This is a genomic window from Enterovibrio gelatinilyticus, from assembly GCF_028683095.1.
Taxonomy (GTDB): domain Bacteria; phylum Pseudomonadota; class Gammaproteobacteria; order Enterobacterales; family Vibrionaceae; genus Enterovibrio; species Enterovibrio gelatinilyticus.
In genome coordinates, this window is record NZ_JAJUBC010000032.1 from 58,522 (window position 1) to 70,690 (window position 12,169).

Below are 12,169 nucleotides of genomic sequence, written 5' to 3' on the forward strand. Positions count from 1 at the left end.
GATGAGGAAGACGACACGGATAACGGACAGTCAGGAAGACGCGGGCAGGGCGGCCTCAGGATTCAAATGGAATTAGGCTTAGGAAAAGCCATAGTCACTCGGATGTGTTGCGTCAGGAAGACCATTAGCGTGAGGGAACGCGTGACAAAAGGACATCTACTAGGACGGTAGCAGGGACACGCGCTAGGACGGCGAAGGCAACAGGATGTTGTGAGTTTTACTCAAATAAAAAATGGCAGGACGCCTCATTACAAATGGAAAATTGTTCACCGGGATGTGGCATTACTGTTAGGGATTAAAGCGGTACAATCCGTTCATTAGAACGCTCTAGAGCGACAGGCTTTGCCTGTCGCTTTTTTCTTATCCATCTTTCTGTTACATTTCCGCCATTCACTTTGGTGTAGAAATCTCCAATGACCCTTGATTGCCCGCTTTGTCAGTCGACTCATATCGTCGATTTTGAGCAGGATAAACGTCGCCGATATTTCCGTTGTGACCCTTGTTCACTGGTTTTCGCCGATCCTGCTAGCCGACTTTCACCGGAAGAAGAGAAAGCGCACTACGACCTGCATGAGAATACGGCTGAGGATGAAGGCTATCGCCAGTTTCTGAGTCGTGTAGCCACGCCACTGAGCGAAAAGCTTGGTATGGCTTCCAAGCAAGGCTTAGACTTTGGTTGTGGACCAGGGCCCGTGTTAGCCAGCATGCTGGTTGATAAAGGGTACACTATGTCGATTTACGATCCGTATTTCTCGCCCGACGCGTCAGTGTTGGAGGCGCAATATGATTTCGTTACCTGTACCGAAGCGATTGAACACTTTTATTTGCCTCACAAGGAATGGGGACTGTTACTGAGTCTGGTTAAGCCTGGAGGCTGGTTGGCAATCATGACCAAGCTCGTTATTGATGCAGATGCGTTTAAGCATTGGCATTACAAGAATGACCCAACCCACGTGAGTTTTTTTAGTCGCGAAACGTTCTGCTTTTTGGCAGATCGTGATGGTCTTGACGTGGACTTTGTTGGTAACGACGTAATTTTACTGAGGAAGAAAAACCCATGACCCGCAAGAAGAAAGCTCGCAAAGTCGGCTCTGAAGGTCCAGCGCAATACAAAGATCGCTCATTAAGCAGAGACGACATTGCAGCATTGGCGGCAAAGCGTAAAAACAGACGCAAAGGCTTGAAAGCAGGCTCGCGTCACTCTGACGGAACCGTAGAGCAACAACGCACGGCACATGCGCAACGTGACCCACGTTTGGGCAGCAAAACCGCCGTGCCTTTGATTGTTGAGCAAAAACCACATCCTAAATCAGCTGCGGGCAAAAAAGTGCGTCGTATCAGTGCTGAGAAAGAATTGGAGATGTTGGAAAATGACGCACAACTAAATGTGTTGTTAGACCGTATTGAAAACGGTGAGAAGCTCGGCGCAGGCTTGCAAAGCTATGTGGATGAGAAACTCGATCGTCTTGAAGTGCTAATGAAGCAACTGGGCTTGTTTGATCAAGATGAACCAGAAGCCGATGAAGCACCGAAGAAAGCAAAACGCCGTGGCGATGATGATTTGCTGGCGGAGTTTGAAAACGTCAAATTTGATCAGGAGTAAATGTTGGAGACTCTTCCTTTAGGTGTTCTGGCACTCGGCGGTGCCATTATTTTAGGGTTAGCGGTTTATGCAGGTTGGTTGCTGGCAAAATTACGCCATCAAACCAAAGTGCAAGCTGCGCAGATGGATGCTGCGATTAAACAGCGCAACCTTAAAATCATTGAGAGTGTGGATGTGATTGCGATGGCCACCCTGCAAGAGCAGTGTGATTTGTCGGAAGCCGCTATTCGCCTTTATATGATCATGGACCACCTACAAGGTGATAAGCGCGTTGATTATCCAACGCGTTTCCCTGCATTGTATGAGTTATATGACGTGATAAAAGACATGCCTCGTGGTGATGCACGTCAAGCGATGGAAAAGAAAACGCGCATGCAAGACAACATGATACGCATGAAAGCGGAATCGCGGCTTCAGAAAGCCATTCATACAGAACTGGAAGAGATCCTCGCATTTACAGGGGCAAAGATGACGCCTATTCGTACCTTAGCGAGCTGATTGCTACGATCAAACCTACAGTTTTCCCTTCGACAATACGGGAAAGATTCATCCGCGACCGGAGAGTGTGTCAAAATACCGCTTTCCGGTTGTTCATTTTTGGCGGGAACGCACATGTCTACACAGCAAATCATTTGGGATCAGGCGCTTATTGAGAAGTATAACTACTCAGGGCCGCGTTACACCTCTTATCCAACGGCATTAGAGTTTCACGAAGTGTTTACTGATGCGGAATTTGATATGGCGTGTGCGCAGTATCCTGAGCGTAACTTGTCTTTGTACGTTCATATCCCTTTCTGCCATACCCTTTGTTACTACTGTGGTTGTAACAAGGTGATCACCCGTCACGCGCACAAAGCCGATGAATACCTAGATTCGCTTGAACTTGAGATACGCCAGCGCGCTTATATGCTGGGTGATCGTAACGTCACTCAGTTGCATTGGGGCGGCGGCACGCCGACCTTCTTAACGAAAGCGCAAATCACTCGACTGATGGGCCTGCTTCGTCAAGAATTCCGTTTAAGCCAAGATGCTGAGATCAGCATCGAGGTAGATCCCCGCGAAATCGAACTCGATATGCTTGATCATCTTCGCGCTGAAGGGTTTAACCGTCTCAGCATTGGTGTTCAAGACTTCAACAAAGACGTTCAGAAAGCGGTTAACCGCGAGCAGGATGAAGATTTTATCAAGGCGTTAGTGGTGCGTGCGAAGACGCTAGGCTTCCGTTCTACGAACCTTGATTTGATTTACGGCCTCCCGCACCAAAATTGTGAGTCGTTTGCAAAAACGCTAGCACAAGTGCTTGAGATGAAGCCAGGTCGACTGTCTGTGTTTAACTATGCACACTTGCCGAGCCTGTTTGCCGCACAGCGCAAAATTAAAGATGCCGATTTGCCTTCACCACAAGAGCGCCTTGGTATGCTCGAGCAAACCATTGGCACATTGACGGGAGCAGGTTACCAGTTCATTGGTATGGACCACTTTGCGTTGCCGGATGATGAATTGGCAATGGCGCAACGTGAAGGTATTTTGCACCGCAACTTTCAAGGCTACACCACGCAAGGCGATTGTGACTTGTTGGGCTTGGGTGTGTCGGCGATTTCCATGATTGGTGATTGTTATGCTCAGAACCAAAAAGAACTTAAAAAATACTACGCCCAAGTGGATGAAAAACGTCATGCGCTGTGGAAAGGGGTGATGCTCGATAGCAATGACCTTTTACGCAGAGAAGTGATCAAATCACTGATATGTAATTTCTCGTTAGATAAAAAAGCAATTGAGCGTGAGTTCAACATTGCTTTTGATGAGTACTTTGCTGAAGATTTAGCGCTGCTGAAGTGCTTCATTGATGACGAGTTGGTGATTGTGACTGATAGCCACATTGAAGTGACGCTGAAAGGTCGCTTGCTGATCCGCAATATTTGTATGTGCTTTGACACTTACTTGCGTGATCGAGCTAGACAGCAACAGTTTTCTCGCGTGATTTAATCACGGCAGAATTGTTGAGCGCAAAACCGAAAAAAGCCGCAATAGCGGCTTTTTTGGTATCTGGCGTTAGCGCTTACGCGCCGCTGCTGAGGCTAAATATCGCCAATACAACAGCAAGAGCTGCTGCTGCCAGTTGACCTGGACCTGCGGCTGCCATTTCATTGAGGGTGAACAGTGCATCGAACATTATACGTCTCTTACTGCGTGTGATGACTAAGGCATTGTCGCCGCCGTAGTGCGAAAATTCGGCGGCATTGTACGTGAATTGTGAACAAAAAAACACCAGCTTTTTGCTGGTGTTTTTACCTATCACGTTTTGCGGTTTGTCACGATTAGCCGCGAGCTGCCGCCTGGGCTCTGAGTTCGGCTTTCTCACTGTCAGACAAGTAAGCGATCTCAAGGCCATTTTGCTGTAACACAGTGATTTGCTCAGGCGTCAGGCCAGCTTGTGGTGCAGCAACTTCGTATTCGTAAGGCAGCTCAATGCCTGATACTGCAGGGTCATCAGTATTGAGTGAGGCCAAGATGCCGTGGTCGAGGAAGGCTTTTACTGGGTGGCTAGCAAAGCTTTCTACTGTGCTGGTTTGCACGTTTGATGTCAGCGCAGATTCAATACCAATGCGATGTTTTGCAAGGTAGTCCATCAAGCTTGGGTCTTGGATGGCTTTTACGCCGTGACCAATACGGGTCGCACCCAGCTCGTTGATGGCTTGCCACATGCTTTCCGCACCTGCAGCTTCACCTGCATGCACGGTCACATTTAGGTTGGCTTGACGCACTTTGGTGAAGTGGTCATTGAACTGATGGCCTGGTTGACCGAGTTCGTCGCCTGCTAGATCAATCGCGACGAGGTGTTGTTTCAGTGCGAGCAAAGCATCGAGTTCTTGCATGCATGCTTCCACACCAAAGGTGCGGCTCATGATGCCAATAAGGTTGGTTTTCACACCAAAGTCACGGCTGCCAGCTTGTACACCATCGATGACAGCTTCAACCACGCCTTGGATTGGCAGGCCATGCTTCATTGCCATGTAATACGGTGAGAAACGCAGCTCAGCGTAATCAATGCGTGCGTTTAATGCATCTTCCACGTTTTCGTAAGCCACGCGGCGAACGGCGTCGAGATCGCCAAGTACTGCGACGCCCCAGTCGAGTTTAGACAAAAAGCCAACCAGATCAGGCTCATTTGACATGACTTGAACATGTGGGCGCAGTGCATCGATAGAATCGGCAGGCAGTGTCATGCCGAACTTCTGACCCAGCTCCAATATTGTGTTAATGCGAATGTTGCCATCAAGGTGACGGTGAAGGTCCGTCAAAGGAAGGTGGGTTGCGATCATCTGAATATCCTTAAATCAACTTTTGGCAATTATACGAGCTACAGAGCATCTCGTCAGTACGGTAGATAAACATAAACCGCCCATAAGGCGGTTTTGTTATTGTTGTTTACCAAAATTGTTGAAATTCGTAGTACCTAAGGCATTTGCAACTCTTTGAGCTTACGCGTTAAGGTATTCCGACCCCAGCCAAGTAGTTTGGCGGCTTCTTGTTTATGACCACGAGTATGATTCAGTGCTTCACGCAGCAAGATGCGCTCGAACTCCGGCAGAGCTTCTCGTAAGAGGTTGTCGTCACCTTGAACGAGTGAAGAGCGAGCCCATTGAGACAGCGCTTGCTGCCAACTATCGACGTCGCCACTGACGGATTTAACCTCCACCTGCATTAATTCTGGTGGTAAGTCCTCGGGCAAAATCTCTTTGCCACTGCCCATGACGGTTAACCAGCGACAAATGTTTTCCAGTTGTCTGACGTTGCCAGGCCAAGGCAGGCCTGAAATCAGATCTAGGGTGGTCGGATGAAGAGATTTCACCTCGATATCTAGCTCGTCAGAAGCGCGTTTGAGGAAGTGTTTGGCTAATTGCCCAATGTCCTGACGGCGCTCACGCAGTGCTGGGAGGTGGACACGAATAACGTTGAGTCGGTGAAATAAATCTTCACGGAAACTGCCTTCTGCCACAAGTCGCTCTAAATGCTGGTGCGTAGCCGCGATGATACGCACATCGACCTTGATCGCTTGATGCCCACCAACGCGATAAAACTGCCCATCAGCCAATACACGTAATAGACGAGTTTGAATGTCTAAAGGCATGTCGCCAATTTCATCCAGAAATAACGTGCCACCATTTGCCTGTTCAAAGCGACCTTGACGCACACTGTTCGCGCCGGTAAAAGCCCCTTTCTCATGCCCAAACAGTTCGGATTCTATTAAGTCCTTCGGAATGGCGGCCATATTGAGTGCGATAAACGAATTGCTTGATCGCGGGCTATGGCGGTGCAGCGCGTGGGCGACCAATTCTTTACCTGTGCCTGATTCACCGTTGATGAGGACAGAGATAGACGAACGAGACAAACGGCCGATAGCACGAAACACTTCTTGCATTGAAGGTGCTTCACCGATGATTTCCGGCGCGGCTTCTACTGATTCTTTAGGGGAGCGTTTACGTTTTTGTTCTTGGCTGTGGGATACCGCACGCTCAACCAGTGCAACGGCTTCGTCAATGTCGAACGGTTTTGGCAGGTACTCAAATGCCCCTTTTTGGTAAGCGCTGACCGCCGCATCTAAATCGGAATGCGCTGTCATGATGATGACTGGCAGCGTTGGGTATTCATCTTGCAGGCGATTCAAAAGCGTAAAGCCGTCTGTACCCGGCATGCGAATGTCAGAGACCAATACGTCAGGCACTTCTCGATTTAAACCATCTAAGACGCTGTCAGCATCGGCAAATGTTTCACACGCCATACCGGCGGTATTTAATGTGCGTTCTAACACCCAGCGGATTGAGCTGTCGTCGTCAACGACCCAGATTAGTCCTTTGCTCATGTTCTCCCCTTAGCGTCGAATTGGTAACAAAATGGTAAAGGTGGTGTGCCCCGGCCAGCTGTTGACGTAGATTTTGCCTTTGTGCTGATCGATAAGATTCCGCGTGATGGACAAACCTAACCCTGTGCCGCCCGGTCGACCAGACACCATGGGATAAAACAGGGTGTCTTGAAGTTCAGGGTCAATACCAGGCCCGTTGTCTGATATATCAATGCGAGCAGCGAGACGGTGGCGTTTACCGCCAATGACCACTTGATGCTCAGTGCGCGTACGCACCGTGATTTCTGGGTTAGGGGTTTGCGCCAGTATCTGCGCGGCATTACTGACCACATTCAGCACCGCTTGCTCCATTTGCTCAGGATCCATCTCGATGTCTGGCAAACTTGGGTCATAATCTCGCTGAATATCGACACCGTTATTGTCGAGTTCCACTAACTGGCGCACTTTTTCCAACACCACATGAATGTTTTCTTGCTGGCGATGCCCTGGCCTTTGCGGGCCAAGCAAACGATCCACCAAATTTCTTAAACGGTCAGCTTGCTCAATGATGATGCGGGTGTATTCACCGAGGCTCGGATCTGGCAGCATTTTTTCCAGCAGTTGCGCCGCGCCGCGAAGCCCCCCTAAGGGGTTTTTGATTTCGTGGGCAAGGCCACGAACTAACTCTTTGGCGGCTTGTTGCTGTGCTTGTTGTTGAAGCTCTTTGCTGATCTGTTGCTGGTGACCGATCGCTTTGATTTCAAGCAACATGGATGGGCTGCGTTGCCACATCAGTGGGCTGGCACTCAGCTCCACTTTTCGCTGATGGCCATCCACCACTAAAGTGACATCGCTGTCTGTGAGCCCTTGTCCGTTCGCCAATGTCTCTTTCACTTGCTCTAGATCGATAGAGCAGTGCTGAATAACATCCGATAGAGGGTGTTCACGTAATCGGCGTGCACTTAGGCACAAAAGCTGCTCCGCGGCAGGGTTGGCATACGTGACGACGAGGTCGTTATCGAGCACCAAAATTGCCGTGATCAGATTGTCCATTACAGTTTCGGTCAGAGTGGCCACATCACCTTCCTATTTGGCTGCACCGTTATGGTGCAATCAAGTTTACTTGATTGTGCATGGTTGTGCAGCGATGAAAACGTGCTTTGCACTCAATTGCTTGCACATGGTGACCGTGAACACGCTATCTAGGGGTTGGCTTCCCTTTTGATGGGGCTTTTTGTTGAATAGCCCGATGCAGGAACACAGTTACTGATGATGAGTCTGCAATAACCTTGCCATCTTGTAACAGTTGCACCTTGATGGTGTGGCTACCACGGTCAATGTTCACCAGTTCTATCTGCAAGTTGCGCTGTGGCTTTTGTGGCTTTCCGTCGATGACTGCGCGAACGCGCTGGTCTTTACCGAGTGGTAAGTCTGTAGACAACTCGATATTGATGTTGCCTTGGTTGTTTCGAAGGGTGGCTTCGTTGATTGGAGACAAGAGTTTGATGTGAGATGCAATGGCTGGTGCGTCGGGGGTAGGAGGGGTTGGTGGTGTGGGCGGTGTTTCTGGGGAGTGAGTATTGGCAGTATTAGGTTGAATGAGGACTTCAACGTTAACGCTGAATTCGGGTTTGGAATCACTCAGGTGTAGCGTGCCGTTTTCATCGACCCAACGATAATACTCGTCGCTATGAGCCGTGTTTGAAAGTGCACCTAAAAGGAGCATTAGCCATATTCGACGCATGATGTTGACCCTAAGCGTAAAAAGGACAGTTTGCGCCTAAGTAATGGATAAACAATAGAAAAAAGGCTCGCTTGTGAGCGAGCCCTTTGATTTGGTATGAAACCGAACGTATTACACTGAGTAGTACAGTTCAAATTCCAGTGGGTGTGTGGTCATGTTGACTTTTTCAACGTCCTGAGATTTCAGACCGATGTAAGAATCGATGAAATCGTCAGAGAATACGCCACCTGAAGTCAAGAACTCACGATCTTCGTCAAGTGCTTTCAATGCAATTTCCAGAGACTCAGCAACTTTTGGAATCTCTGCTGCTTCTTCTGCAGGAAGGTCATATAAATCTTTGTCCATTGCATCGCCAGGGTGGATCTTGTTCTTAATACCGTCAAGACCAGCCATCAGAAGTGCAGCAAATGCCAAGTATGGGTTAGCTGCAGGATCTGGGAAGCGTGCTTCGATACGACGTGCTTTCGGGCTTGGTACCACAGGGATACGGATAGAAGCAGAGCGGTTACGTGCAGAGTATGCAAGCATAACTGGCGCTTCGAAGCCTGGTACAAGACGCTTGTATGAGTTAGTTGCTGGGTTAGCAAATGCGTTGATTGCACGTGCGTGCTTGATGATACCACCAATGTAGAACAGCGCCATTTCAGACAGGCCGCCGTATTTATCACCAGCAAACAAGTTTTGGCCATCTTTATTCAAAGACATGTGAACGTGCATACCAGAACCGTTATCACCCACTAGTGGCTTAGGCATGAAGGTCGCTGTTTTGCCAAATGCGTGTGCCACGTTGTGAACCACGTACTTGTAGATTTGGATCTCGTCTGCTTTAGAAGTCAGGGTGTTGAAACGCGTTGCGATTTCGTTCTGACCTGCAGTAGCAACCTCGTGGTGGTGTGCTTCAACAACCAGACCCATCTCTTCCATCACCAAACACATGGCAGAACGGATATCTTGTGATGAATCAACAGGAGCAACTGGGAAGTAACCGCCTTTTACGCCTGGACGGTGACCTTTGTTACCGCCTTCGAAATCAGAACCTGAGTTCCAAGCCGCTTCTACGTCATCAATCTTGAAGAAAGAACCTGACATGTTAGTGGCAAATTTCACGTCGTCAAACAAGAAGAACTCTGGCTCAGGGCCAACAAGAACGGTGTCTGCGATACCAGAAGAGCGCATGTAGTCTTCTGCACGCTTCGAGATTGAGCGTGGGTCACGATCGTAGCCTTGCATGGTTGCCGGCTCTAGGATGTCGCAACGAATATTCAGTGTGCTGGCTTCCGTAAATGGGTCCAACACTGCAGTAGATGCGTCAGGCATCATTACCATGTCTGATTCGTTGATGCCTTTCCAGCCTGCAACAGATGAACCATCAAACATTTTGCCGTCTTCAAAGAAGTCTGCATCAACTTGGTGAGCTGGGATTGAGATGTGTTGCTCTTTACCTTTGGTATCGGTGAAGCGCAGATCAACAAATTTCACTTCGTGCTCTTGGATTAAGGCGAGTACGTTTTCTACTGACATGTGAATAAACCTCCGGTGTCATTGTTCTCTAAATTGGCGAAGCCGCGTTGATGCGCTCTACCAAAAAGTTGGTCTGAGCACACTTAAGCGAAAAGCGTGCCAAGTTTAAAATTCCCGTTAATGCCTGTATTTAGGCGAATTTGCGTTGAAAGTGAGCAATGCCGCGATCAACTTTGGTGCGCGTCCGCACCATTATGGTGCATGGAAGGGATTGCATAACCAATTGAATCATTCAGCAGTGCTAGGAAGGCCTTGTCAATCACTGATACAGCGGAATGAATACGCAATGTCGGAGCTGTGAACTCGATCGAAATATCGAGGCTTTGGCGGCTGTGGCGCAAAAATCACCCGTTATCTGGGGAAAATAAGGGATTGAGCTGCTTTTTTATTCACCTAAATGTGTGTCATGAATAAGCCCATATGAATATAAATTGATCCTAAGTCACATTGTTGGTGGGTTTTGAGTAAAAATCTGTTAAATTACGACCGGATTTTAATCAAGTGGCGGTGAGTGCTCCTAGCAGGTTTGCTAGTTGCCTTTGGCGGCACATCTTTTTTGAGTGAAAGAGTACCCATGTCTACCTTACAGTTAGATAAACTAAGAAATATCGCGATCATCGCGCACGTTGACCACGGCAAAACTACGCTGGTTGATAAGCTGCTTCAGCAGTCTGGCACCCTAGAAACACGTGGCGAGCACGAAGAACGCGTCATGGACTCGAACGACATCGAGAAAGAGCGTGGCATTACCATTCTGGCGAAGAACACCGCTATTAACTGGAATGACTACCGTATCAACATCGTAGATACTCCAGGACACGCCGATTTCGGTGGTGAAGTTGAGCGTATCATGTCGATGGTTGACTCTGTTCTTCTGATCGTTGATGCCGTGGATGGCCCAATGCCACAAACCCGTTTCGTAACGCAGAAAGCGTTCGGTCACGGTTTGAAGCCTATTGTTGTTATCAACAAAATTGACCGTCCAGGCGCTCGTCCTGATTGGGTTATGGATCAGGTGTTTGACCTGTTCGACAACCTTGGCGCAACCGACGAACAACTTGACTTCCAAGTGGTTTACGCATCAGCACTAAACGGCTGGGCAACCCTAGAAGAAGGCGAAACTGGCGAGAACATGGAACCATTGTTCCAAGCTATCGTTGATAACGTTTCTGCTCCAGAAGTTGATTCTGACGGTTCACTGCAGATGCAAATCTCTCAGTTGGACTACAGCTCATACGTTGGTGTTATCGGTGTAGGCCGTGTAACACGTGGTTCGGTTAAACCTAACCAACAAGTCACCATCGTTGGTGCTGACGGCAAAACCCGTAACGGTAAAGTCGGTACAGTACTGGGTTATCTTGGTCTTGAGCGTCACGACATCGATCAAGCTCACGCGGGTAACATCGTTGCTATCACCGGTCTTGGCGAGATGAAAATCTCTGACACTATCTGTGACGTGAACGCGGTTGAAGCGCTTCCACCGCTATCTGTTGATGAACCAACAGTAACCATGACGTTCCAAGTAAACACCTCTCCTTTCGCAGGTAAAGAAGGTAAGTACGTAACTTCACGTAACATCCTTGAGCGTCTGCAAAAAGAATTGGTACACAACGTTGCATTGCGCGTTGAAGAAACCGATAACCCGGATCGTTTCCGCGTATCAGGCCGTGGTGAACTTCACCTGTCTATCCTGATCGAAAACATGCGTCGTGAAGGCTTCGAGCTAGCAGTATCTCGTCCAGAAGTTATCATCAAAGACGTAGACGGCGAGAAACAAGAGCCGTTTGAAACAGTAACCATCGACGTTGTGGAAGAAAACCAAGGCGGCGTTATGGAGAAAATCGGTCTTCGTAAAGGCGAATTGACTGACATGTCTCCAGATGGCAAAGGCCGTGTGCGCATGGACTTCATCATGCCTTCACGTGGTCTGATCGGTTTCCAAACTGAGTTCATGACGTTGACGTCAGGTTCTGGTTTGATTTACCACACGTTTGATCACTACGGTCCAATGAAAGCTGGCGTTATCGGTATGCGTAAAAATGGCGTATTGATTTCTAACGCAACAGGTAAAGCACTGACTTACGCACTGTTTAACCTGCAAGAGCGTGGCCGTTTGTTTGCTGAACACGCAGATGAAGTTTACGAAGGTCAAGTTATCGGTATTCATAACCGCTCTAACGACCTGACAGTTAACTGTCTGAAAGGTAAGCAGCTAACTAACGTTCGTGCATCTGGTACTGACGAAGCTCAAACACTTTCACCTGCTATCAAGTACACGCTTGAGCAAGCACTAGAATTCATCGATGACGACGAATTGGTAGAAGTAACGCCAGAAAGCATTCGTATCCGTAAGAAACTTCTTACTGAGAACGAGCGTAAACGCGCAAGCCGCGGGTAATTCATTTACCAACGCTAACGCTATCGTGACTCAACGGTAGCGAATAAAAAAGCCTCCATG

The 12,169-nt window shown here is 48.5% G+C and carries 10 protein-coding genes; 5 read left to right on the forward strand and 5 right to left on the reverse strand.

All coding sequences use genetic code 11. The annotated features are described in order from the left end of the window. Positions 1-413: 413 nt before the first annotated feature. From LRP50_RS21335 to hemN, 4 genes are all read left to right on the forward strand, one after another. Positions 414-1,061 (forward strand): class I SAM-dependent methyltransferase, encoded by a 648-nt coding sequence (locus LRP50_RS21335; protein WP_274166454.1) that lies wholly within the window; start codon positions 414-416, stop codon positions 1,059-1,061. Next, entirely contained in the window at positions 1,058-1,603 is a 546-nt protein-coding gene (gene yihI / locus LRP50_RS21340) for a Der GTPase-activating protein YihI (RefSeq protein WP_274166455.1), read from the forward strand. Before LRP50_RS21335 ends, yihI begins: the two co-directional genes overlap by 4 nt. Then, entirely contained in the window at positions 1,604-2,101 is a 498-nt protein-coding gene (locus LRP50_RS21345) for a DUF2489 domain-containing protein (protein ID WP_274166456.1), read from the forward strand. Positions 2,102-2,215: 114 nt separating this feature from the next. Then, complete coding sequence (gene hemN / locus LRP50_RS21350) at positions 2,216-3,589, forward strand: oxygen-independent coproporphyrinogen III oxidase (protein WP_274166457.1); 1,374 nt, start codon at positions 2,216-2,218, stop codon at positions 3,587-3,589. A gap of 332 nt (positions 3,590-3,921) precedes the next feature. Here hemN and add read toward each other — a convergent pair whose 3' ends face one another. The 5 genes from add to glnA form a co-directional block, all read right to left on the reverse strand. Beyond that, positions 3,922-4,926, reverse strand: coding sequence for an adenosine deaminase (gene add / locus LRP50_RS21355; RefSeq protein ID WP_274166458.1), 1,005 nt, complete (start codon positions 4,924-4,926; stop codon positions 3,922-3,924). Between the two features lie 134 nt (positions 4,927-5,060). Continuing rightward, on the reverse strand, positions 5,061-6,467 hold the full coding sequence (glnG, locus tag LRP50_RS21360) for a nitrogen regulation protein NR(I) (protein ID WP_274166459.1): 1,407 nt from the start codon (positions 6,465-6,467) through the stop codon (positions 5,061-5,063). Between the two features lie 9 nt (positions 6,468-6,476). Then, a complete protein-coding gene (gene glnL / locus LRP50_RS21365; RefSeq protein WP_274166465.1) occupies positions 6,477-7,499 on the reverse strand; it encodes a nitrogen regulation protein NR(II) in 1,023 nt (340 codons plus the stop codon). Positions 7,500-7,644: 145 nt separating this feature from the next. Further along, positions 7,645-8,190 carry a DUF4124 domain-containing protein gene (locus tag LRP50_RS21370; protein ID WP_274166460.1) on the reverse strand — a complete coding sequence of 182 codons (546 nt, stop codon included), beginning with the start codon at positions 8,188-8,190 and terminating at the stop codon, positions 7,645-7,647. A 111-nt stretch (positions 8,191-8,301) separates the two neighbouring features. Continuing rightward, positions 8,302-9,711 (reverse strand): glutamate--ammonia ligase, encoded by a 1,410-nt coding sequence (gene glnA, locus LRP50_RS21375; protein WP_274166461.1) that lies wholly within the window; start codon positions 9,709-9,711, stop codon positions 8,302-8,304. Between the two features lie 574 nt (positions 9,712-10,285). Here glnA and typA point away from each other — a divergent pair. Next, complete coding sequence (typA, locus tag LRP50_RS21380) at positions 10,286-12,109, forward strand: translational GTPase TypA (RefSeq protein WP_274166462.1); 1,824 nt, start codon at positions 10,286-10,288, stop codon at positions 12,107-12,109. The last annotated feature ends 60 nt before the right edge of the window (positions 12,110-12,169 follow it).

Excerpts from the sequence above, each read along its gene's own strand:
- LRP50_RS21335 (WP_274166454.1), top strand. The coding sequence starts at position 414 with ATGACCCTTGATTGCCCGCTTTGTCAGTCGACTCATATCGTCGATTTT.
- yihI (WP_274166455.1), top strand. The coding sequence starts at position 1,058 with ATGACCCGCAAGAAGAAAGCTCGCAAAGTCGGCTCTGAAGGTCCAGCG.
- LRP50_RS21345 (WP_274166456.1), top strand. The coding sequence starts at position 1,604 with ATGTTGGAGACTCTTCCTTTAGGTGTTCTGGCACTCGGCGGTGCCATT.
- hemN (WP_274166457.1), top strand. The coding sequence starts at position 2,216 with ATGTCTACACAGCAAATCATTTGGGATCAGGCGCTTATTGAGAAGTAT.
- add (WP_274166458.1), bottom strand. The coding sequence starts at position 4,926 with ATGATCGCAACCCACCTTCCTTTGACGGACCTTCACCGTCACCTTGAT.
- glnG (WP_274166459.1), bottom strand. The coding sequence starts at position 6,467 with ATGAGCAAAGGACTAATCTGGGTCGTTGACGACGACAGCTCAATCCGC.
- glnL (WP_274166465.1), bottom strand. The coding sequence starts at position 7,499 with ATGGACAATCTGATCACGGCAATTTTGGTGCTCGATAACGACCTCGTC.
- LRP50_RS21370 (WP_274166460.1), bottom strand. The coding sequence starts at position 8,190 with ATGCGTCGAATATGGCTAATGCTCCTTTTAGGTGCACTTTCAAACACG.
- glnA (WP_274166461.1), bottom strand. The coding sequence starts at position 9,711 with ATGTCAGTAGAAAACGTACTCGCCTTAATCCAAGAGCACGAAGTGAAA.
- typA (WP_274166462.1), top strand. The coding sequence starts at position 10,286 with ATGTCTACCTTACAGTTAGATAAACTAAGAAATATCGCGATCATCGCG.